The organism is Micromonospora desertarenae, from assembly GCF_056150265.1.
The window spans coordinates 74,595-95,667 of sequence record NZ_JAXCFQ010000021.1 but is presented as its reverse complement, the minus strand read 5'-3'; the positions used below and the strand labels follow the sequence as shown (position 1 = coordinate 95,667).

Here is a 21,073-nt window from a genome sequence, read left to right as displayed (position 1 = left end):
ACAGTTCGGGACAACGGTACGGCCAGCAGGGTCCCGAGCCCAGGAGAATACCGGGGGCGGGTCAGTTGACCCCGCACACCTCCAGGCCACCGGTCTGCTGGTCCTGCCCGAGGATCACCTGCTGGCGCTCCTGCCGGCCGCCGCTGAAGGTCACGTCGACCGGCACGGTCAGGCTGGTGGTGTCGACCTCGCCGACCCGGTAGGCGGCGACCTGCGGCTCGGCGGCCACCCGCCGCTCGAACTCCCGCCGCGACTCGCGCCGCTGGGCGTCGTCGCAGAGCTGGTCGTACGCCGCGCCGAACTTCCGCTCGACGAGCGCCTGGTAGTAGTCGGTGGAGACGGTGCGGCCCTGCTCCTCGATCGCCTGCACCCCGCTGACCGCCAGCCCGACCACCGCCGCGCCGCCACCGCCGCAGCAGATCAGCACCGCCAGCGCCCCGGCGCCGAGGCCGAGCCAGAGCCGGGTGCGCCGGCCCTCGGTCGGCGGCGCCGCGAACGGCGGGGCCACCCCGGGCCCCTGCGGCGGCGTGGGAGCGCCCGGCTCCGCCGGCGGACCGGGCACCGCGGGCGGCTGCGCACCCCCGTGGCCGGGCAGCTGCGGGTACGGCGAGGGGGCTGCCGGTCCGGGAGCGGTCATAGGAGCAGGGTAGTGCCCACCGGCTCAGCGGTAAGGACCAGCGGCCCGATCGCTCGCCGCCACCACCACCTCGCCGCCCGGTGCGGCGGTGGCCAGCGCCTCGTACGCGGACGGCTCGTCCAGGCTCTCGGCGAGCAGCGGGACGGCGGTGACCTTGACGTCGAAGCCGCCCAGGGCGCGCCGGTAGGTGCCCACCGACTCCCACTCGGTGACCAGGCACCAGTGCCGCGGGTCGTCCAGCGCCCGGACCAACTGGCCGCGCAGGTAGCCGGGTCGGGCGGCGAGCGCCGCGAGGGCGGCGTGCGCCCGCTCGGTGAACGCCTCCGCGACATCGACCTCGACCACGAACCGGTTGGTCACCAGCACCGGCCACCTCCTCGTAGAGTCTGTGGGATGCAGCGTACGCAGAGCTCCCTGCCGGGCCGACTGGCCCGGGCGAACCCGACGACGGTGTTCCTGGTCACGCTGGTGCTGGTGCTGGTGGCCTTCTTCACCCCGGGTGTGCCGGGCGGGCTGCTCACCCTGCTGCTGGCCGCCGGGCTGGCCGCGCTGCTGGTCACCACCTGGCCGGTGCAGACCCCGCAGACCCGGGTGATCCGGCTGCTGGTGCTCACCCTGCTGGTCACCGCGGGTCTGGTGAAGCTGCTCTGACATGCAATCATGCGTTTTTGACAATCATTATCGTTCGCGCGGACAGTTGACGTCATGAACATCCGCACCGCTCCGCGCGTCCTGGCCACCGCCACCGCCGCCCTGCTCGCTCTCGGCGGCGTGGCCGCCTGCTCCGACGACGGCGCGGCCGGCGCCGACCCGCAGCGGGTCGACGTGGTGGCCGCCTTCTACCCGTTGCAGTTCGTCGCCGAGCGGGTGGGCGGGGACGCGGTCACCGTCAGCAACCTGGTCAAACCGGGCGCCGAGCCGCACGACCTGGAACTCAACCCGCGCCAGGTGGGCCAGGTCACCGAGGCGGAGCTGGTGGTCTACCTCAAGGGCTTCCAGCCGGCCGTGGACGAGGCGGTCGCCCAGAACGCCGCCGACCGCTCCTTCGACGTGACCACCGTGCAGCCGCTGCTGGACGCCAGCGCCGGCGGGCACGAGCACGAAGGCGAGGGCGAGGGCGAGGGCGAGGAGGCCGGGCACGCCGACGAGGCCGGCGGCAAGGACCCGCACCTCTGGCTCGACCCGACCCGGCTGGCCACCGTGGCCGACCGGCTCGCCGAGCGGTTCGGCCAGGCCGACCCGGACCGGGCCGCCGACTACACCGCCCGGGCCGCGGCGCTCCGCGCCGAGCTGGAGAAGCTGGACGCCGAGTACACCGAGGGGCTGAAGACCTGCCAGCGCCGGGAGATCGTGGTCAGCCACACCGCCTTCGGCTACCTGGCCGAGCGCTACCGGCTGGAGCAGATCGGCCTCACCGGGCTCAGCCCGGAGGTCGAGCCCGCCCCGCAGCGGCTGGCCGAGGTGGCCGAGGAGGCCCGCGAGCACGGCGCCACCACCATCTTCTTCGAGACGCTGGTCAGCCCGAAGGTGGCCGAGACCATCGCCGCCGAGGTCGGCGCCCGCACCGCCGTGCTGGACCCGCTGGAAGGCCTGTCGGCCGACAACGGCGGGGACTACCTTTCGGTGATGCGTACCAACCTGGAGACCCTCCGGACGGCGTTGAGCTGCTCGTGAGCGCACCTGTCATCTCCGTCACGCACGGGGTGGTCGGCTACGACGGCCGCCCCGTGCTGCGGGACGTCTCGCTGACCGTGACCGCCGGCGAGGTGGTCGCCGTGCTCGGCGCCAACGGCTCCGGCAAGTCCACGCTGATCCGCGCCGTACTCGGGCTGGTCCCGCTCGGCGCCGGATCGGTCACCCTCTTCGGCCGCCCGCTGCGGCGGTTCCGCCAGTGGCACCGGATCGGCTACGTCCCGCAGCGCCTCGGCGCCGGTGGCGGCGTACCGGCCACGGTGCGCGAGGTGGTGGCCTCCGGCCGGCTCGCCCGGCGCGGGGTGTTGCGCCCGCCCGGCGCTGCCGACCGGGCCGCCGTCGACGCGGCGCTGGCCGCGGTGGGGCTCGCCGACCGGGCCAGGGACCCGGTCGCCACCCTCTCCGGCGGGCAGCAGCAGCGCACCCTGATCGCCCGGGCGCTGGCCGGCCGGCCCGAGCTGCTGGTGCTCGACGAGCCCACCGCCGGCGTGGACGCGCACAGCCAGGAGGCGTTCGCCGAGGCGCTGCGCGACTTCGTCGCCGGCGGCGGGACGGTGCTGCTGGTGGCGCACGAACTCGGCCCGCTGCGCCCGTTGATCAGCCGCGCGGTCGTGGTGCACGAGGGCGGCATCTGCCACGACGGGGCGGTGCCCGAGCCGGCCGGCCACCACGCCGAGCCCGACCACGACCACGTGCATCCGCACGGTCCCGACGAGCCCGCCGGGCTCTGGAGCAGCTGACCATGGAACTCTTCCAGTACCCCTACATGCAGCGTGCCCTGATCGGCGCGCTGGTCATCGGGCTGGCCGCCCCGGCGCTCGGCATCTACCTGGTGCAGCGCCGGCTGGCGCTGATCGGCGACGGGGTGGGGCACGTGGCGCTCACCGGCGTCGGCGCCGGCCTGCTGCTCAACCGGTCCCCGGTGCTCGTCGCGGTGATCGCGGCGACCATCGGCGCGGTCACCATCGAGGTGGTCCGCTCCCGTGGGCGCACCTCCGGCGACCTGGCCCTGGCGCTGCTCTTCTACGGCGGAATCGCCGGCGGCGTGATGCTGGTCGGCCTCTCCGACAGCACCAGCGCCAACCTCAACGCCTACCTGTTCGGGTCGCTGACCACCATCTCCCCCGCCGACCTGACCACCATCGCGGTGCTGGGCGTCGCCATCCTGGTCACCATGCTGGCGCTGCGCCCGGCGCTCTTCGCGGTCAGCCACGACGAGGAGTACGCCCGGGTCTCCGGCCTGCCCGTGCGGACCCTCAACCTGCTGATCGCGGTCACCACCGCGGTGACGGTGACCATCGCCATGCGGGCGGTCGGCGTACTGCTGATCAGCGCGTTGATGGTCGTGCCGGTGGCCACGGCGCAGCAGGTCACCCGGGGCTTCCGCAGCACCATGACGGCGGCGATGGCGCTCGGCCTGTTCGCCGCCGGCGCGGGCGTCTGGGTGGCCGCCACCGCCGACACCGCCCCCGGCGCCTCGGTGGTGCTGCTGGCGATCGCCTCGTTCGCCGTGGTCGCCGGGGCCGGGGCGGCGTGGCGGGCGCTGCGCCGGCGGAGCACCCCGGCGCCCGAGCCCGCCCCCGAGCCGCACGAGGTGGTGCTCCACTGAGCCGGTGCGGCACCCCGTCGGCGGGATTGGTTACCGTTATCCGGTGAGCAGCGGGTCAGGCTACGACGCGTACGAGGGCGCGAGCGAGTTGCTGCGTGCCCTGTCGGCGCCGATCCGGCTGGCCATCGTCAGCGAACTCGCCGGGGGCGAGCGCTGCGTGCACGAGCTGGTGGAGCAGCTCGGCGTCGCGCAGCCGCTGGTCTCCCAGCACCTGCGGGTGCTGCGCGGCGCGGGCGTGGTGCGCGGCTCCCGCCGGGGCCGGGAAATCGCGTACACGCTGGTGGACGAGCACGTCGCGCACATCGTGGCCGACGCGGTCAGTCACGCCGGGGAGGGATCATGAGCAGCGGCGCCGCGGTCCGCAACACCCGTCAACGCTCGGCGGTGAGCGCCCTGCTGGCCGAGGTGGAGGGCTTCCACAGCGCCCAGGACCTGCACGCCATGCTGCGCCAGCGCGGCGAGCGGGTCGGGCTGACCACTGTCTACCGGACGTTGCAGGGGCTGGCCGACGCGGGCGAGATCGACGTGATGCGGCCGCCCGGCGGCGAGCACCTCTACCGCCGGTGCAGCGAGGGGCACCACCACCACCTGGTCTGCCGGGCCTGCGGCCGGACGGTCGAGGTGGCCGGCCCGGCGGTGGAGACCTGGGCCGAGCGGGTGGCCGCCCAGCACGGCTACGCCGACGTCAGCCACACCCTGGAGATCTTCGGCACCTGCCCGGACTGCGCCCGCTGACGCCGCCGGGGCCACCCCTTCCCGGGCGGCCCCGGCGGGATGCCGCCGGCGGCCGGCCGTGGCACGCTGTCCGGCGTGAAGATCTACGCTGATCGCTTCCCCACCGCCGTCCGACAGCTGATCACCGACCTGCTCGTCGTCGCCTGGGTGTACGCCGCCGTCCGCGGCGCGCTCTGGCTGCACGACCTGGTGCAGAAGCTCGCCGTACCCGGGCAGAAGCTGGAGGGGGCCGGCGGCGGGCTGGCCGACAACCTGGCCGAGGCGGGCGGCAAGGTCGGCCGGGTGCCGCTGGTCGGTGACGAACTGACCGCGCCGTTCGAGCGGGCCGCCGGGGCCGCCCGGTCGCTGGCCGAGGCCGGCCGGGACCAGCAGGAGCTGGTCGACCAGCTGGCTCTGGCCCTGGCCGTCGCGGTGCTCGTCTTCCCGCTCGGCCTGGTGCTCTTCGGCTGGCTGCCGCTGCGGGTGCGCTGGATGCGCCGCGCCGGATCCGCCGCGAAGCTGGCCGCCGCCCCGGCCGGCCGGGACCTGCTGGCCCTGCGCGCGCTGGCCACCCAACCGCTGGGCCGGCTGACCCGGATCGCGCCGGACGTGGCCGAGGCGTGGCGGCGCGGCGACGACGCCACGGTCGACGCGCTGGCCGCACTGGAACTGCGCCAACTCGGCCTGCGCGGGGGCCGCTAAGGTCGTCGGGTGTTCTACTTCCTGGTCGTCATCGCCGTCCTGCTGCTCGTCTACGCCGCCGTCCTGGTCAACTTCGTCCGCAAGGGTCGCAAGATCCCGCCGCAGGCGTACCTGGGGCTGGCCGCGCTGAACGGGCTGATCCTCGCGGCGGTCCTGGCCTGGGCCATCGCCCGCTGACCCCGGCAGCCGGCTGAGGCGGCGCCGGCACGCCCCGGCGCCGGACAGCCGAACACGCGCCTCGGCGCGGAAGGCCGAGCACCCGCCCCGGCGCGGACAACCGAGGCACCCGGCGCGGACGGCCGAGGCCCGCGCCTCGACGCGGGCGGCCGGGGCGCGGGCTGGGGCGGGGCGGTCAGCCGACGGTCAGCGCGGTGGCGGTACCCGGCGGCGGACGTCGGTGGCGGTGGACGGGCCGGGCGACCAGCGGGCCACCCAGGGCAGGTCGTCGGCCGGGGTGATGACGCCGGACTCCAGGTCGGCGTAGCGCCCGTCGAGGATCCGCTTCGCGGCGGCCGTGTCGACCGAGTCGGTGTTGTCCCACAGCGCGGTGAAGAGCGCGTCGACCCGGACCCGGGCCTGCCGGCAGAACAGGTCGGCCAACTCCACGTTCTCCGGCCGGCTGTCCCGCTCGGCGTACGCCCGGACGCAGACCGCGGACATCGCGAACAGTTCGGCGCCGATGTCCACCACGCGGCCGAGGAACGCCTGCTTGCGTTCCATCCGGCCCTGCCAGCGGGACATCGCGTAGAACGTCGAGCGGGCCAGCTTGCGGGAGTAGCGCTCCACCTGCCGCAGGTGCCTGGCGAGCGGCCCGAACTCGGCGTACGCGCCGGGGGTCTGGCCCCGGCCGACGGCGAGGGTGGGCAGCCACTTCGCGTAGAAGGCCCCGGCCCGGGCACCGGCCCGCGCCTTGCGGCCGAGCCCGGCGTCCGGGTCGATGATGTCCCCGGCGACGGAGAGGTGCGCGTCGACCGCCTCCCGGGCGATCAGCAGGTGCATGATCTCGGTCGAGCCCTCGAAGATCCGGTTGATCCGCAGGTCGCGCAGCAGTTGCTCGACCGCGGCCGGGCGCTCGCCCCGGGCCGCCAGCGACTCGGCCGTCTCGTAGCCGCGACCACCCCGGATCTGGATCAGGTCGTCGGCGATCCGCCAGGCCATCTCGCTGGCGTAGAGCTTGACCAGCGCCGCCTCGATCCGGATGTCGTTGCGGTCGTCGTCGGCCAGCAGGCAGCACAGGTCGAGCATCGTCTCCATGCCGTACGTGGTGGCGGCGATGAAGGAGAGCTTCTGGGCGACCGCCTCGTGCTCACCGACCGGCCGGCCCCACTGCACCCGCTCGGCGGCCCAGCCCCGGGCCACGTGCAGCGCCCACTTGCCGGCCCCGACGCACATCGCCGGCAGCGACAGCCGGCCGGTGTTGAGGGTGGTCAGGGCGATCTTCAGCCCCTTGCCCTCGCCGCCGATCACGTTCTCCTTGGGCACGAAGACGTCGTGGAACCGGGTGACGCTGTTCTCCAGGCCGCGCAGGCCGAGGAAGGCGTTGCGCCGTTCGATGGTGATGCCCTCGCTGTCGCCCTCGACCACGAAGGCGGTGATGCCGCCGCGGCGCCCCTCGGCGGCCGGCACCCGGGCCATCACCACGAGCAGGGTGGCGACGGTGCCGTTGGTGGCCCACAGCTTGACGCCGTTGAGCCGGTAGCCGGTGCCGTCCTCGGTCGGCTCGGCGGTGGTGGCCAGCCGGGCCGGGTCGGAGCCGACGTCCGGCTCGGTGAGCAGGAAGGCGGAGACCTCGCCGGCGGCCAGCCGGGGCAGGAAGCGCTGCTTCTGCTCGTCGGTGCCGAACATCTTCAGCGGCTGCGGCACCCCGATGGACTGGTGCGCCGAGAGCAGCGCGCCGATCGCCGGGCTCACCGAGCCGGCCAGCATCAGGGCGCGGCAGTAGTGCAGGTTGCTCAGCCCCAGCCCGCCGTACTTCCGGTCGATCTTCATGCCGAACGCGCCGAGCCGGGCCAGGCCATGGAAGACCTCGTCGGGAATGGACGCGTCGCGCTCGATCGCGGCGCCGTCCACCTCGGTGGTGAGGAACCCGCGGAGCCGGCCGAGGAACTCCTCGGCCCGCTCGGCGTCGGCCGGGTCCGAGCGGGGCCAGGGGTTGATCAGGTCGAGCCGGAACCGGCCGAGGAAGAGTTCCTTGCCGAAGCTGGGACGGTCCCAGGTGGACTCCCGGGCCGCCTCGGCGACCTGGCGGGCCTCCTTTTCGGAGACCTGACCCGCCTCGGTCGGCAGTGGCCCGGCGACGCCGGGTGTGGTCACGCCGTCGGCGGGGGTGGGCTGGTCGGGGCCGGCGCCGTCGGGCGCGGATCGGCTGTTCTGCGTCGTGGTCACGGTTGCCCCCTCGAACCTCGGTCCGGCTGCGTCAACGTGCTCGACACACGCAACGCTACCCCCGGGTGTTACCCAGGGGTAGCGTTACGTAAAGATCGAGTTTTCTCGACGCGGTCGGTGCCGAGCCACCCGGCTCAGTCGCCGGGGATGCTCCGCGGGTCGTCCTCCTCGTCGTCGATGTCTTCGCCCCAGTTGCGCCGGGCGAACGGCAGGATCACCCAGAAGGTGAGGAACCACAGGCCGGTGACGCCGCTGAGCACCAGGGCGATGCTCCGGTCCAGCACGAAGTCGGTGATCAGCAGCACCGCGCTGACCATCGAGATCAGCATGAAGGCGAGGCCGGCACTGGCCATCCGGTGGGCGAACCGGACCAGCTCCGGCTTGCGCCCCTGGCGGAACAGCGCCCGGTGGAACGCCACCGGCGAGATGATCATCGCGGTCGCGGCCGCCGCCGCCAGCAGCGAGACGATGTAGACGTCCTTCTGGAAGCCGCTGGTGCTGGTGAAACCGTTGCTGAACGGCAGGGTGAGCAGGAAGGCGAAGAGGATCTGCACACCGGTCTGGGCGACCCGCAACTCCTGGAGCAGGTCGGCGAAGTTGCGCTGCCAGCGCTGCCGCTCGGTTTCCTTCGACACGGGGGCCACCTCCGGTGAGACGCTACTGCCGGCGGGGTCCAGCCCGCCGGCAGCAACGCTGATGCCCCACCGCACGCGTCACGAAACCGGCTCACAACCGGCGCCGCACGGCACCGCGCCGGGGCCTCCCGGCTCACGCCCCGCGGCGGATCCGGCCGGCGTACCGGGCCTCCAGCTCGTGGTTGTGCTCGTCGCCGCCGGCGATGTTGGCCGACAGGTAGACCGGCGGGCGCTCCCCCGCCGCCAGCAGCCGGGCCACCACCTCGACGGTGATCTGCTGGGCCAGCAGCGCGGCGGTGATCGACGAGACCGCACCGACCGCGCCGCCGCCGGGCAGCGGCAGGGTGGCGTCGCCGTACGGGGCGCCGTTGTCCAGCACCACGTCGGCGAAGTCGGCGAGCTTGCGCCCCGACGGGTGCCGCGAGGTCATCTGCGCGGAGTGCTGAGCCGAGGTGATCGCCACCAGGGCGTGCCCCTTCTCCTTCACCAGGGACGCGAACTCCACCATCGCCCCGTTGACCCCCGAGTTGGAGGCCAGCACGAAGACGTCCCCGGGGCGGACCGGGGCGAGGTCGTAGAGCTTGTGCGCCACCGACGGGTCCCGCTCCAGGGTCGGGCCGAGCAGGTCGACCGGCTCGCCGCCGAGCAGCACCAGGTCCCGCAGGGCGATCCGGTTGGTCGGCACCAGCCCGCCGGCCCGCCCGGCGATCTCCATCGCCAGCGCCTCCGAGTGCCCGGTGCCGAAGGCGTGCACCACACCGTCCGCGCGCACCGCCCCGGCGATCAGGTCGGCCGCCCGACCGACCGCCTCGCGCTGGCTGGCGGCGACCCGGCCCATCGTCTCGGTCACCACTGCCAGGTAGTCCTCGGCACTCACCGTCATGCTTCCTCCGTCCATCGCTGCCTGCACCTCGCGTCGGCGTCAGGCCAGTCCGCGTACCCGGGCCAGGATCGCCTCGGCCAGCGGCGCCGGCGCCTCGTCCGGGATCCAGTGGCTCACCCCGGGCAGTTCCACGAAGCGGTAGTCCCCGGTCACCCGCGCGGCGCACGCCTCGGCGGCGGTCCGGCCGATCGCCACGTCCTGGTCGCTCCAGACGAACGTGGTCGGCACGGTCACCGGGCCGGTGGCGGCCAGCTCCGACCGCGACGGCATCGCCCGGTACCAGTTCAGCGCCGCGGTGAGCGCGCCCGGCTCGCGCATCGGCTCGGCGTACGCCGCCACCCGGTCGGCGTCGCCGACCCCGCCGAGCATCCGGCGCAGCGCCGTGGCGTTCAACCCGAGCAGCACCTTCTCCGCCTTGCCGGGCTGCCGGAACAGCACGATGTACGCCGAGCGCACCTTCTGCTGCGGGTCGTTGGCCAGCGCGTACGCCATGGCGGCCGGGTGCGGCACGGAGACCGCGGTCAGCGTGCGCACCCGCTCCGGGTGCCGGACGGCCAGTTCCCAGCCGACCAGCGCGCCCCAGTCGTGGCCGACCACGTGCGCGGTCCGCGCGCCGAGGGCGTCCAGCACGGCCAGCGCGTCGGCGACCAGCTCCGCCATCCGGTACGCCTCGACCGCCTCCGGCCGCGCGCCGGGCGAGTAACCGCGCTGGTCCGGCGCGTACGTGCGCAGCCCGGCGGCGTGCAGCGCGGGGACCACGTCGTCCCACTCCCCGCCGTGCTGCGGGAAGCCGTGCAGCAGGAGCACGGGCTCGCCGTCCTCCGGACCGCCGGCGCGTACCTCGAACCGCAACTGCCGGGCGTCGATGCGCATGATCGGCAGCCTACCCAGGCCGGCGCGGGCGACTCGTCCCGGCGCTGCCGGCGGTGCTAGCGTCTGCCGGGACAACTTCACATCCGACAGGGGAGCGCACAGCGCTGAGAGTGCGGGCACCACCCGCAGACCCTCGAACCTGATCTGGGTAATGCCAGCGCAGGGAGTTCGGTCGACCTCCAGCCGCGCCGCCGTCCGGGACACCGGGCGCGGCGTGCGTCTTCTCCTGGTTCGCACTCAGGACTGGGAGCACTCATGACTCACCCCACCAGCAACCGGTGGCGCACCATCGACATCGTCGTGGCCGCGGTGATCGCGGTCGCCTTCGGCGTCATCTTCTGGGCCTGGGGCCTGCTCTGGCGGGCCGTCGACCCGGCGTTCGCGTTCTTCCCGGCCGGCCAGGCGGTCATGTACGGCGTCTGGCTGGTGCCGGCGGTGCTCGGCGGCCTGGTCATCCGCAAGCCCGGCGCGGCGCTGTTCTGCGAGGCGGTCGCCGCGACGATCTCCGCACTGCTCGGCTCCGAGTGGGGCGGCATCACCATCGTCCAGGGCCTGATCCAGGGCCTCGGCGCCGAGCTGGCCTTCGCCGCCTTCCGGTACCGCTCGTTCCGGCTGCCGACCGCGCTGCTCGCCGGCGCGCTGACCGGCCTCGGCGCGGCGCTGTTCGACTTCTTCGTCTGGAACGTCGACTACGCGCTGGGCAGCTACCGGATCCCGTACGCGCTGCTGACCGTGGTCAGCGCCGCGGTCGTCGCCGGCGCCGGCGGCTGGTACCTCACCCGCGCCCTGGCCGGCACCGGCGCCCTGGACCGCTTCCCCGCCGCCCGCGACCGCACCCCGGTCTGACCCGCCCACCATGCACCCCCACCCCCGCCCCACCGCGTCGATCACGAAGTTGTTGCCCTCCGCAGCGGCCTGTCGTGGTGGCAACTTCATGGTCAACCCTGGCCGGGCGGGGGTGGGGGTGTGAGTTCCGTGCTGGTGCGGGGGTTCGGGTGGCGGCACGCCGGGCGGCGGGCGTGGGCGGTGCGGGGGGTGGACCTGCGGGTGGAGAGCGGGGAGCGGGTGCTGCTGCTCGGGCCCTCGGGGGCCGGCAAGAGCACGCTGCTCGCCGCGCTGGCCGGCCTGCTGCCCGAGGACTCCGGTGAGCAGGAGGGCACCGTCGAGATCGACGGGCTCGACCCGCGCAAGGGCCGGGAACGGGTCGGCATCGTCTTCCAGGACCCGGAGAGCCAACTGGTGATGGCCCGCAGCGGCGACGACGTCGCGTTCGGGCTGGAGAACCGGGGGGTGCCCGCCGGGGAGATCTGGCCCCGGGTGGACGAGGCGCTGCGCCGGGTCGGCTTCCCGTACCACCGGGACCGGCCCACCGCCGCGCTCTCCGGCGGCGAGCAGCAGCGCCTCGCCCTGGCCGGGGTGCTCGCCCTGCGCCCCGGCCTGCTGCTGCTCGACGAACCCACCGCCAACCTCGACCCGGCCGGCGCCGCGCTGGTCCGCGACGCGGTCGCCGGGGCGGTGGACGCCGACACCACGCTGATCCTGGTCGAGCACCGGGTCGCCGACGCGCTGCCGCTGGTCGACCGGGTGGTGGTGCTGGAACCCGGCGGCGGCGTCCGAGCCGACGGCACCCCGGAGGCGGTGTTCGGCGCGCACGGCGACGCGCTCGCCGCCGAGGGGGTCTGGGTGCCGGGCCGTCCGGTGCCGCCGCGCCGCGCCACCGCGCCGGCCGGCGACCCGCTGCTCGCCGCCGACCGGCTCGGCCTGCCGCCCCGGCTGGCCCCCACCGACCTGGCGGTACGCGCCGGCGAGGCGCTCGCCGTGCTCGGCCCGAACGGGGCCGGCAAGTCGACCCTGGCCCTGCTGCTCGGCGGGCTGCTCCGGCCCGGCGCCGGCACGGTGGCCGCGAGCCCGGCGCTGGCCGGCCCGGACGCCCGCACTCCCCCGCACCGGTGGCGGGCCCCGGCGCTGGCCCGCCGGATCGGCTCGGTCTTCCAGGATCCCGAGCACCAGTTCGTCACCGGCACGGTCTTCGACGAGCTGGCGCTGGGTCCGCGCCGCACCGGCTCGCCCGAGCCGGCGGTACGCGCCACCGTGGACGCGCTGCTCGCCCGGCTGCGGCTGGAGCGGCTGGCCGGCGCCAACCCGTACACCCTCTCCGGCGGCGAGGCGCGGCGGCTGAGCGTGGCGACCGCGCTGGCCACCGCGCCCCGGCTGCTGATCTGCGACGAACCCACCTTCGGCCAGGACCGGCGGACCTGGCTGGAGCTGGTGGACCTCTTCGCCGAGCTGCGTGACGCCGGGCACGGCGTGGTCACGGTGACCCACGACCCGGAGTTCGTCGCCGCGCTGGCCGACCGCACCCTCACCGTGAGCCGTCCGTGATCACGCTGGAGCCGGTCGCCGCGCCGGACGCCCCGCTGGCCCGGCGCAACCCGGTGGCCAAGCTGGCCGCGGCGCTGGTCTTCTCGTTCATCATGATCGCCACCCTGGACCCGGTGGCGCCGGCCATCGCGGTCGCCGCCGAACTGGCCGTGCTGCCGCTGTTCGGGGTCCGGTTCCGGGTGCTGGCCCGGCGGGCCTGGCCGCTGCTGCTCGGTGCGGTGGGCATCCTGGTCACCCTGGTGCTCTTCGCCGCCGAGCGGTCCGGCCGGGTGCTGGTGGAGGCCGGTCCCGCGGTGGTCACCTCCGGGGTGCTGCTCACCGCGCTCGGCCTGGTGCTGCGGATGTTCGCGGTGGCGCTGCCCGGCGTGATCGTCTTCGCCACCACCGACCCGACCGACCTGGCCGACGCGCTGATCCAGAACGCGAAGGCGCCGGCCCGGTTCGCCATCGGGGCGCTGGCCGCGTTCCGGCTGGTGCCGCTGCTCGGCCAGGAGTGGCAGATGATCAGCCTGGCCCGGCGGGCGCGCGGGGTGGACGCCGGACGCAACCCGCTGGCGAGGCTGCGGCTCTTCGTCTCGACCGCTTTCGCGCTGCTGGTCGGGGCGATCCGGCGGGGCACCCGGCTGGCGGTGGCGATGGACGCCCGGGGCTTCGACGCGGACACGCCGCGCACGGTCGCCCGGCGGCAGCGGTTCGGCGCCGCCGACGTGCTGCTGATCGCCGGGGCGGCGGCGGTGGCCGGCGCGGCCCTGACGGTCAGCGTGCTGCTCGGCACCTTCCGCCCGCTGATCGGCTGACCGGCCGCGCCGGGTGGAAGGGTCACCGCCGGTGGGTGGCGGTACCGGGTGGAGGGGCCACTGCCGGCGGGGCAGCGGCACCTCCACCCGGGGTGCCGGTCAGCTGCGCCGGAAGGCGTACCGGCGGGTCTGCCCGGCTCGCTGGCCGCGACCGGCGGCCTTGCCGCCGCCGAGGACCGGCGGACCGGCCTTCGGGGCGGTGGGCCGGGTGGCCGGCAGCACCGGACCGGCCGGCGACACCGGCGCGATCGCCACCTGGTCGAGGTTGACCGGCGTCAGGTCCGCGACCGACGGCGTGGGCAGGGCGCTGCGGGACTTCTTCGGATTGCGCTTGGCGGGCATCCGGTGCCTCCTTGTCTGCGGACCGTTCCGGCCGGCGCTGGGCGCGGGCGACGGGACGACCCGGCTCGTCAGGTGACCGTCGGGCGACGGTCGTACGGATTCGGGACTGCTCGCCGGGACCGACCACGGAGGACACCACCGCCGACGCGGCGGGTGGGGAATGCGGACGCCCGGGAGCACGCGGACCCGCGGCACAGGGCGGCGGGCCGGCTCGGAGGTGGGGCGTCACTTGCGCATGGGAACACAGTAGCCCCCCACCCCGACCCGCGCAGCCGAATTACTGGCACCATCGGCGGCATGCTGATCGCGTTCTCCGTCACCCCGCTCGGCGTCGGCGAGTCCGTGGGCGACCTGGTCGCCGAGGCGGTCCGGGTGGTCCGGGAGTCCGGCCTGCCGAACCGCACCGACGCCATGTTCACCACCGTCGAGGGCGAGTGGGACGAGGTGATGGCGGTGGTGAAGCGGGCCGTGGACACGGTGGCCGCCCAGGCGCCCCGGGTCAGCGTGGTGCTCAAGGCCGACATCCGGCCCGGCGTGACCGACGCGCTCACCGCCAAGGTGGCGCACGTCGAGGCCCGCCTCGCCGAGGGCTGAACCGGCCCCGCGTCGCCCCGCTCCAGACCGACCGGCCGCGACGTCGCGGTCACCCGCTGTCGATGTCCGGCGCGCTGGCCGTCCGGGCCGCGATACGGTCGCAGCGGCAGGTGTCCACGGCGGAAGGTGACGACGGATGGCCGAGCAGGCGACGGCGCAGATCGGGGTGACCGGGCTGGCGGTGATGGGCCGGAACCTGGCCCGCAACCTGGCCCGCAACGGCTTCACCGTGGCGGTGCACAACCGCTCGCCGGAGCGCACCCGCAGCCTGGTCGCCGAGCACGGCGACGAGGGCAGGTTCGTGCCGGCCGAGTCGATGGCCGGCTTCGTCGCCGCGCTGGAGCGGCCCCGTGCGGTGATCGTCATGGTCAAGGCCGGCGGCCCCACCGACGCGGTGATCGACGAGCTGGTCCCGCTGCTGGACGCCGGCGACATCATCGTGGACTGCGGCAACGCGCACTTCGCCGACACCCGGCGCCGGGAGGAGGCGTTGCGCGGCCACGGGCTGCACTTCGTCGGCACCGGGGTCTCCGGCGGCGAGGAGGGCGCGCTGCGCGGGCCGAGCATCATGCCCGGCGGTTCCGCCGAGTCCTACCGCAAGCTCGGGCCGATCTTCGAGAAGATCGCGGCCCAGGTGGACGGGGTGCCGTGCTGCCGGCACATCGGCCCGGACGGCGCCGGGCACTTCGTGAAGATGGTGCACAACGGCATCGAGTACGCCGACATGCAGCTCATCGCCGAGGCGTACGACCTGTTGCGGGCCGGGCTGGGCGCGGAGCCGGCGGAGCTCGCGGAGATCTTCCGCGACTGGAACGCCGGCGAGCTGGAGTCCTTCCTCATCGAGATCACCGCCGACGTGCTGGCGCACCGGGACGCGGCCACCGGGCGGGCGTTCGTCGACGTCGTGCTGGACCAGGCCGAGCAGAAGGGCACCGGCCGGTGGACCGTGCAGAGCGCCCTCGACCTCGGCATCCCGATCACCGGCATCGCCGAGGCGACCTTCGCCCGGTCGCTGTCCGGGCACGCCGACCAGCGGGCGGCGGCCCGCCGGGCGTTCCCGGCCGCGGGCGACAAGACGTGGCAGGTCACCGACCGGGACGCGTTCGTCGAGGACGTCCGGCGGGCGCTGCTGGCCAGCAAGATCGTCGCGTACGCGCAGGGCTTCGACCAGATCCGCGCCGGCAGCCGGGAGTACGACTGGGACATCGACCTGGGCGGCACCGCGACTATCTGGCGGGGCGGCTGCATCATCCGGGCCCGCTTCCTGGACCGCATCCGGCAGGCGTACGACGAGCAGCCGGACCTGCCCACGCTGCTGGTCGCGCCCTGGTTCGCGGACACCGTCAACGACGGCGTGCCGAGCTGGCGGCGGGTGGTGGCCGAGTCGGCCCGGGCCGGGGTGCCGGCGCCGGCGTTCGCCTCCTCGCTGGCGTACTTCGACGCGCTGCGCGCCGAGCGGCTGCCCGCCGCGCTGATCCAGGGGCTGCGGGACAACTTCGGCGCGCACACCTACCACCGCGTCGACCGCGACGGCACCTTCCACACCCGCTGGGCCGGCGACCGCACCGAACTGGAGGCCTGACCCGATCCGTGATCGCCCGGGTTCACCGCCGCGTCACGGGGGCCGAGGGTGCGGGATCGCGGGCCAGGCGGGTGGGGTCAGGCGATGGTGGCGTGCATCTCCCAGACCAGGATCTCGGCGGGGTCGGTGGCGGTGACCCGCTGGCCGCCGGTGGCGGTGAGGCGGGCGGCGTCGCCGGTGCCGAGCGGGCCGCTGCCCTCCAGGGTCACCGCGCCGACCGGCACGTAGAGGTGCACGAAGGGCGCGTCCGGCAGGACCACCTCGTCGCCGGGCTGGAGCCGGGCGGCGTGCAGGGTGGCGTACCGGTTGCGGATCCGGATCGCCGAGGCCCCGTCGTACCGGTCCATGCCGGAGGCCACCGGCACCAGGCCGCCGCGCAGCAACTGGTCGTCGATCTCCAGCTGCTCGTAGCCGGGATCGACGCCCTCGGTGTCGGGCAGCACCCACATCTGTACGAAGTGGACCGGGTCGGTGTGCGGGTCCCGGCCGTCGAGCCGCCAGGCGTCGTTCTTCTCCGAGTGCAGGATCCCGGTGCCGGCGCTCATCCGCTGGGCCAGCCCGGGATAGATCACCCCGGAGTGCCCGGTGGAGTCCTGGTGCACCAGTGACCCGCGCAGCACCCAGGTGACGATCTCCATGTCCTCGTGCGGGTGGGTCTCGAAGCCGGCGCCCGCCCGCACCACGTCGTCGTTGTTGACCAGCAGCAGGCCGTGGTGGGTGTTGGCCGGGTCGTAGTGCCGGGAGAACGAGAAGGAGTGCTTCGAGTCGAGCCAGGAGATCCGGGTGGCGAAGCGGTCGTCGGCCCGGCGGACGTCCACCCCCGGGACGGGGAGTGTCACCAGGCACGCTGCCCGGTGTCGGTGGGCGCGGGGGCCCAGGTCAGGGCCGGCTCCCCGGTGGCCAGTTCGGCGATCTCCCCCGACCGCAGCCGGGGCGTGTGGCCGAACTCGGCGCAGTGCTGCTCGGCGATCTCGGCGCAGATCTCGGCCACCTGCTCGCAGATCGGGTCGCCGAGGTCGGCGGCGTTCAGCGCCATGATCATCTTGTACCGGAGATCCCGCATCCCCACCCCCGAGGCTCGACGCGGTCGGGGCCTGCCCCTGCCCCGCCCCCGATCCTAGGCACCGCCACCCCCGCCCACGCCGGAAACCACGAACCCCGACCCGGGGGTCGAGCGGGCGGTTGCGGTGGGCGAGCCACCCGGTCGGGTGACCGTCGCGGGACACCGGGAACCGCCCGATCGCCGCCGGGTCGGGGCGGCGGGCGACGCCGCCGGAGGCGGGCGCCGGACGGGTCAGAAGAAGCGGCGACGCTTGGCCTTCTGCGGGCGGAGCAGGTCGGCGCCCTTGGTGAGCATGCGGGTGACCCCGGACGGGCCGCGCCGGGTCTCCAGCGTGTGGCTCAGCCGGCGCACGCCGGCCGCCGCGAGCGGCACCGCGATCGCCATCACCGCCCACTGGGCAATGCGCTTCTGGATCATGTGGGTTCACCTCCGTCAGTGACTGCTGACCGGATTGATACCCGGCGTGACGGGCGGGTAAGCCTGCGCCTCAGGTGGTCGGTGCGACCGGGTTGGGCAGCGCGCCGCCGAAGCGCCGGTCGCGCTGCGCGTACAGCTCGCAGGCGTACCACAGGTGCCGGCGGTCGAAGTCCGGCCAGAGCGTGTCGAGGAAGACCAGCTCGGCGTACGCGGTCTGCCAGAGCAGGTAGTTGGAGATCCGCTGCTCGCCGGAGGGGCGGAGGAAGAGGTCCACCTCGGGGACCTCGGGGTGGTAGAGGTACTTCGCCACCGTCTTCTCGGTGACCTTCGACGGGTCGAGCCGGCCCGCCGCGGCGTCCCGGGCGATCGCGGCGGCGGCGTCGGCGATCTCGGCCTGCCCGCCGTAGTTGACGCAGAACTGGAGGGTCAGCGTGGAGTTGCCGCGGGACATCTCCTCGGCGGTCTGCAACTCGGAGATCACGCTCTTCCACAGCCGGCCGGCCCGGCCGGACCAGACCACCCGGACGCCCAGGTCGACCAGCTGGTCGCGGCGGCGGCGGATGACGTCCCGGTTGAAGCCCATCAGGAAGCGGACCTCCTCCGGCGAGCGCCGCCAGTTCTCGGTGGAGAAGGCGTACGCCGACAGGTAGGGGATGCCCAGCTCGATGGCGCCCTCGATGGTGTCGAAGAGGGAGAACTCGCCCGCCTCGTGGCCCTTGGTGCGGGGCAGCCCGCGCTCCTTGGCCCACCGGCCGTTGCCGTCCATCACCACGGCGACGTGCCGGGGCACCGCCTCCCGGGGCAGCGCCGGCGGCCGCGCGCCGGACGGGTGCGGTGTCGGCGGCACCGGCTCGCGCCGGCCGGCCCTCATGGATCGGATCACTCGCTCTTCTCCCTGCTCGCGCCTTCCGCGCCGGGCGCCGGGGCGCCCCGGTCGACCAGCGGCAGCGAGCGTAGCGCGCGCTCCAGGTGCCACTGCAGGTGCGCCGCGACCAGACCGCTGCACTCCCGGCGTACACCGGCCTCGGTGGCGTCGGCGACCCGCCAGTCGCCGCTGGTCAGCGCGGACATCAGGTCGATGGTGGCCGGGGCGGGGTGGGCGGCGCCGGGGGGCCGGCAGTCCGGGCAGACCGCTCCCCCGGCCGGCACCGAGAAGGCCCGGTGCCGCCCCGGGGTGCCGCAGACCGCGCAGGCGGTCAGCGCCGGCGCCCAGCCGGCCAGCGCCATCCCGCGCAGCAGGTAGGCGTCGAGCACCAGGGTGGTGGCGTGGCTGCCGTCGGCGAGCGCGCGCAGCGCGCCGAGGGTGAGCTGGAACAGCCGCAGCGAGGGCTCCCGCTCCACCGGGGTGAGCCGCTCGGCCGTCTCGGCGATCGCGCTGGCCGCCGTGTAGCGCGGGTAGTCGCCCAGGAACCGCTTGCCGTAGAGGTCGATCCCCTCGACCTGGCTCACGGTGTGCAGCGAACTGCCCTGGTTGCCCTTCGGGTCGCCGGCGAGCTGGAGGTCGACGTGCCCGAACGGCTCCAGCCGGGCGCCGAACTTGCTGGTGGTGCGCCGGATGCCGCGGGCGACCGCGCGCAGCCGGCCGTGCCGGCGGGTGAGCAGGGTGATGATCCGGTCGGACTCGCCGAGCTTCTGTACGCGCAGGACCACCGCGTCGTCGCGGTAGAGCTGTCGGCGGTACCCGGCCATCGGGTCATTCTCCCTCGGGGTGGGAAATCAGGGTCGGTTCGGGGTGCGCGGCCGGCCGTCCCGGATGTGTGGCACCGGGTATCCGCCGTAGCGTGCTCGCCATGGCCCTGCACCGAACCACCGCCGCTGTCGCCGCGGCCGCCACCCTCATCGTCCTCGCCGGGTGCGACAACCTCTCCTTCCGGCGCCTCGACTACGACAACACCGAGGCGGCGCGGATCACCACCATCCGGGTGCTGCCCGGCTCCGGCGACGTGGTGGTCCGGGCCAGCGGCCCGGCCGGCGAGGTACGGATCAAGCGGGTGGTGCGCTACCAGGGCGGCCAGCCCGACGCCCGGTACGAGATCAAGGGCGCCGAGCTGGTGCTGGACGCCGACTGCGGAAACCGGTGCAGCGTCTCCTACGAGGTCACCGCCCCGGAGGGGGTCGCGGTCCAGGGCGAGACCGGCTCCGGCGACGTCGAGCTGAGCCGGGTCGGCCCGGTGGAGTTCCGGCTCGGCTCGGGCAACATCCGGGTCAGCGGCGCCAGCGGTCCGGTACGCGCCGAGACCGGCTCGGGCAACATCGACATCGCCGACGTGGCGGCCCCGACCACCCTGCGCGCCTCCTCGGGCGACATCACCGCCAGCCGGCTCGGTGGCGAGGTCGACGCCGAGGCCAGCTCCGGCAACGTCACGGTGGAGCTGCGCACCGCGGCCTCGGCCCGCGTGCACGCCTCCAGCGGCGACGTCACCCTGGTGGTGCCCCCGGGCCCCTACCGGGTCCGCTCCCAGGCCGACTCGGGCGACGTGCAGGTCGCCGTACCCGACGACCCGACCGCGCGACTGGTCATCGACGTGGGCACCGGCAGCGGCAACGTCACGGTCGCCCAGCGCTGAGCTCGACGGTCTCGACCTCGCCGCCGCGCGGCACCGGTACCGGGGCCCGGCCGCTGACCGGCACGGGCAGGTGCGCGGCGCCGGCGGGCGGCGGGCTGGACGGCACCGGCTCGCCGGGCGCCGCGCCGACGCGCGCACCGGGGCGGGCCGGGCGGGGCGGGGCGGGGCGGCGGCCGCCGGGGACCAGTTCCGGCCGGCGGCCGGCCGCCACGTCCTCCACCCAGCCGACCAGCGCGGTCACCACCGCTACCAGCGCGAAGACCAGCGCGACCCGGATGGCCAGGCCGAGCGGGTCCTGGTGTGACCAGCCGACCACGTCGACCAGCGGGGTGAGCGCGACCACGAACGGCATGTGCCACAGGTAGACGGTCAACGCCCGCCGGTTGAACACGGTCACCAGCCGGTCGAACCGGGGGAACCGGCCCAGCCAGGCCGCGCCGGCCGGCGCCCGGCCCAGCAGGACGAGCACGAAGGCGGCCGACCAGAGGGCGTTGCCGAGGTGGTTGTCGTTGAGGTCGAAACCCCGCGGGCCCGGGTGGGTGACGATCCAGGCGCCGCCGGCCGCGGCGAGGGCCAGGGCGACCGGCAGCAGCACCCGGTTGGCCAGCCGGCGCAGCATCCCGGCCTGGTGGGCGAAGCCGAGCAGCCAGGCGCCGAAGTAGAGGCCGAACTCGCGCAACACCACCGGCGCCGTCGGGTAGAGGCCGAACTCCACCGCGGCGAGCAGGGCGTACGGGGCGAGCAGGGTGGGCACCGGGGCGCGCCGGAACAGCCAGAGCGCGACCGGCGAGGCGAGCACGAACCAGAGGTAGTCGCGCAGGTACCAGATCACGCTCAGCGCCAGGGCGCCCCAGTCGTTGGCCGGCGGGTCGGCGACCGGGAAGAGCCAGAGCAGCACCTTCGGGCTCAGCGGCATCCCGGTGAGCAGCATCGCCGGTACGAAGACAGCGGCCACCACCCAGAGCGACGGCAGCAGGCGGCGCAGCCGGCGGACGACGGCGGACGGACCCCAGCGGTGCAGCGAGGCGGCCATCAGCGAACCGGCGAGCGCGAACATCACCGACATCGCCGGGAAGACCAGGGTCAGGGTGGCCCAGCCGGTGACGTGGTAGACGACGACTCGAACGATGGCCAGGAAGCGGAGCAGGTCCAGGTATCGGTTTCGCATCAGCCTGCAGGGGTCCGGGGGCAGGGGGATC

General features: G+C 74.7%; 27 protein-coding genes and 1 riboswitch. Of the genes, 14 read left to right on the top strand and 13 right to left on the bottom strand.

The genetic code is table 11. The annotated features are described in order from the left end of the window. Positions 1-61: 61 nt before the first annotated feature. On the bottom strand, positions 62-637 hold the full coding sequence (locus SM577_RS30370) for a hypothetical protein (protein WP_302918976.1): 576 nt from the start codon (positions 635-637) through the stop codon (positions 62-64). A gap of 24 nt (positions 638-661) precedes the next feature. Continuing rightward, positions 662-1,003: an antibiotic biosynthesis monooxygenase family protein gene (locus SM577_RS30365; RefSeq protein ID WP_109899743.1), complete on the bottom strand. Its 342-nt coding sequence runs from the start codon at positions 1,001-1,003 to the stop codon at positions 662-664. A gap of 27 nt (positions 1,004-1,030) precedes the next feature. Between SM577_RS30365 and SM577_RS30360 the strand changes: the two genes are divergently transcribed. The 8 genes from SM577_RS30360 (at position 1,031) to SM577_RS30325 (ending at position 5,531) form a co-directional block, all read left to right on the top strand. Further along, positions 1,031-1,288: a hypothetical protein gene (locus tag SM577_RS30360; protein WP_302918977.1), complete on the top strand. Its 258-nt coding sequence runs from the start codon at positions 1,031-1,033 to the stop codon at positions 1,286-1,288. A 54-nt stretch (positions 1,289-1,342) separates the two neighbouring features. Next, complete coding sequence (locus SM577_RS30355) at positions 1,343-2,311, top strand: metal ABC transporter solute-binding protein, Zn/Mn family (protein ID WP_474588585.1); 969 nt, start codon at positions 1,343-1,345, stop codon at positions 2,309-2,311. Further along, the gene (locus SM577_RS30350) at positions 2,308-3,069 is read left to right on the top strand and encodes a metal ABC transporter ATP-binding protein (protein WP_302918979.1); all 762 of its coding nucleotides are present in this window, start codon (positions 2,308-2,310) and stop codon (positions 3,067-3,069) included. Before SM577_RS30355 ends, SM577_RS30350 begins: the two co-directional genes overlap by 4 nt. A 2-nt stretch (positions 3,070-3,071) precedes the next feature. Next, positions 3,072-3,938 carry a metal ABC transporter permease gene (locus SM577_RS30345; protein ID WP_302918980.1) on the top strand — a complete coding sequence of 289 codons (867 nt, stop codon included), beginning with the start codon at positions 3,072-3,074 and terminating at the stop codon, positions 3,936-3,938. Positions 3,939-3,981: 43 nt separating this feature from the next. Beyond that, positions 3,982-4,281, top strand: a complete 300-nt coding sequence (locus SM577_RS30340; RefSeq protein WP_302918981.1) for an ArsR/SmtB family transcription factor — start codon at positions 3,982-3,984, stop codon at positions 4,279-4,281. Beyond that, the gene (locus SM577_RS30335; protein WP_302918982.1) at positions 4,278-4,673 is read left to right on the top strand and encodes a Fur family transcriptional regulator; all 396 of its coding nucleotides are present in this window, start codon (positions 4,278-4,280) and stop codon (positions 4,671-4,673) included. Before SM577_RS30340 ends, SM577_RS30335 begins: the two co-directional genes overlap by 4 nt. A gap of 75 nt (positions 4,674-4,748) precedes the next feature. Beyond that, positions 4,749-5,354: a hypothetical protein gene (locus tag SM577_RS30330; protein WP_302918983.1), complete on the top strand. Its 606-nt coding sequence runs from the start codon at positions 4,749-4,751 to the stop codon at positions 5,352-5,354. Between the two features lie 9 nt (positions 5,355-5,363). Beyond that, a complete protein-coding gene (locus SM577_RS30325) occupies positions 5,364-5,531 on the top strand; it encodes a hypothetical protein (RefSeq protein WP_302918984.1) in 168 nt (55 codons plus the stop codon). A gap of 186 nt (positions 5,532-5,717) precedes the next feature. Here SM577_RS30325 and SM577_RS30320 read toward each other — a convergent pair whose 3' ends face one another. From SM577_RS30320 to SM577_RS30305, 4 genes are all read right to left on the bottom strand, one after another. After that, positions 5,718-7,739: an acyl-CoA dehydrogenase family protein gene (locus SM577_RS30320; protein WP_474581875.1), complete on the bottom strand. Its 2,022-nt coding sequence runs from the start codon at positions 7,737-7,739 to the stop codon at positions 5,718-5,720. A gap of 134 nt (positions 7,740-7,873) precedes the next feature. Next, positions 7,874-8,374, bottom strand: a complete 501-nt coding sequence (locus tag SM577_RS30315; protein WP_302918986.1) for a DUF6328 family protein — start codon at positions 8,372-8,374, stop codon at positions 7,874-7,876. Positions 8,375-8,507: 133 nt separating this feature from the next. Beyond that, positions 8,508-9,257: a sugar isomerase domain-containing protein gene (locus tag SM577_RS30310; protein WP_302918987.1), complete on the bottom strand. Its 750-nt coding sequence runs from the start codon at positions 9,255-9,257 to the stop codon at positions 8,508-8,510. Between the two features lie 39 nt (positions 9,258-9,296). Then, entirely contained in the window at positions 9,297-10,130 is an 834-nt protein-coding gene (locus SM577_RS30305) for an alpha/beta fold hydrolase (protein WP_474588584.1), read from the bottom strand. A gap of 78 nt (positions 10,131-10,208) precedes the next feature. Beyond that, positions 10,209-10,314, top strand: a riboswitch (TPP riboswitch). A gap of 71 nt (positions 10,315-10,385) precedes the next feature. Between SM577_RS30305 and SM577_RS30300 the strand changes: the two genes are divergently transcribed. The 3 genes from SM577_RS30300 to SM577_RS30290 all read left to right on the top strand — a co-directional run bounded on the left by SM577_RS30300 (position 10,386) and on the right by SM577_RS30290 (position 13,309). Further along, complete coding sequence (locus SM577_RS30300; RefSeq protein ID WP_474588583.1) at positions 10,386-10,976, top strand: ECF transporter S component; 591 nt, start codon at positions 10,386-10,388, stop codon at positions 10,974-10,976. A gap of 120 nt (positions 10,977-11,096) precedes the next feature. Next, positions 11,097-12,512, top strand: a complete 1,416-nt coding sequence (locus SM577_RS30295) for an ABC transporter ATP-binding protein (RefSeq protein ID WP_474588582.1) — start codon at positions 11,097-11,099, stop codon at positions 12,510-12,512. Beyond that, complete coding sequence (locus SM577_RS30290) at positions 12,509-13,309, top strand: energy-coupling factor transporter transmembrane component T family protein (protein WP_302918991.1); 801 nt, start codon at positions 12,509-12,511, stop codon at positions 13,307-13,309. The genes SM577_RS30295 and SM577_RS30290 overlap by 4 nt, the downstream gene beginning before the upstream one ends. Positions 13,310-13,408: 99 nt before the next feature. Here SM577_RS30290 and SM577_RS30285 read toward each other — a convergent pair whose 3' ends face one another. Further along, positions 13,409-13,651, bottom strand: coding sequence for a hypothetical protein (locus SM577_RS30285; protein WP_302918992.1), 243 nt, complete (start codon positions 13,649-13,651; stop codon positions 13,409-13,411). A gap of 297 nt (positions 13,652-13,948) precedes the next feature. On the opposite strand from SM577_RS30285, the gene SM577_RS30280 reads away from it, so the two are divergent. Next, positions 13,949-14,245: an MTH1187 family thiamine-binding protein gene (locus SM577_RS30280; RefSeq protein ID WP_302918993.1), complete on the top strand. Its 297-nt coding sequence runs from the start codon at positions 13,949-13,951 to the stop codon at positions 14,243-14,245. Positions 14,246-14,381: 136 nt separating this feature from the next. Continuing rightward, positions 14,382-15,827: an NADP-dependent phosphogluconate dehydrogenase gene (gene gndA / locus SM577_RS30275; protein WP_474588581.1), complete on the top strand. Its 1,446-nt coding sequence runs from the start codon at positions 14,382-14,384 to the stop codon at positions 15,825-15,827. A gap of 77 nt (positions 15,828-15,904) precedes the next feature. Here gndA and SM577_RS30270 read toward each other — a convergent pair whose 3' ends face one another. From SM577_RS30270 to recO, 5 genes are all read right to left on the bottom strand, one after another. Next, complete coding sequence (locus SM577_RS30270) at positions 15,905-16,666, bottom strand: pirin family protein (protein WP_474588580.1); 762 nt, start codon at positions 16,664-16,666, stop codon at positions 15,905-15,907. Then, positions 16,663-16,890 carry a thioredoxin reductase gene (locus SM577_RS30265; protein ID WP_302918996.1) on the bottom strand — a complete coding sequence of 76 codons (228 nt, stop codon included), beginning with the start codon at positions 16,888-16,890 and terminating at the stop codon, positions 16,663-16,665. The genes SM577_RS30270 and SM577_RS30265 overlap by 4 nt, the downstream gene beginning before the upstream one ends. A 231-nt stretch (positions 16,891-17,121) precedes the next feature. After that, the gene (locus tag SM577_RS30260; RefSeq protein ID WP_474588579.1) at positions 17,122-17,307 is read right to left on the bottom strand and encodes a hypothetical protein; all 186 of its coding nucleotides are present in this window, start codon (positions 17,305-17,307) and stop codon (positions 17,122-17,124) included. A 70-nt stretch (positions 17,308-17,377) separates the two neighbouring features. After that, positions 17,378-18,178 (bottom strand): isoprenyl transferase, encoded by an 801-nt coding sequence (locus tag SM577_RS30255; protein WP_302919646.1) that lies wholly within the window; start codon positions 18,176-18,178, stop codon positions 17,378-17,380. A gap of 8 nt (positions 18,179-18,186) precedes the next feature. Next, positions 18,187-18,996 carry a DNA repair protein RecO gene (gene recO, locus SM577_RS30250; protein WP_302918998.1) on the bottom strand — a complete coding sequence of 270 codons (810 nt, stop codon included), beginning with the start codon at positions 18,994-18,996 and terminating at the stop codon, positions 18,187-18,189. 101 nt (positions 18,997-19,097) lie between these two features. Here recO and SM577_RS30245 point away from each other — a divergent pair, with 101 nt between their 5' ends. Next, positions 19,098-19,874 (top strand): DUF4097 family beta strand repeat-containing protein, encoded by a 777-nt coding sequence (locus SM577_RS30245; RefSeq protein ID WP_474581870.1) that lies wholly within the window; start codon positions 19,098-19,100, stop codon positions 19,872-19,874. Here the strand turns inward: SM577_RS30245 and SM577_RS30240 are convergent. After that, positions 19,855-21,042 carry an acyltransferase family protein gene (locus SM577_RS30240; RefSeq protein WP_474588578.1) on the bottom strand — a complete coding sequence of 396 codons (1,188 nt, stop codon included), beginning with the start codon at positions 21,040-21,042 and terminating at the stop codon, positions 19,855-19,857. The genes SM577_RS30245 and SM577_RS30240 overlap by 20 nt on opposite strands. Positions 21,043-21,073: the final 31 nt, after the last annotated feature.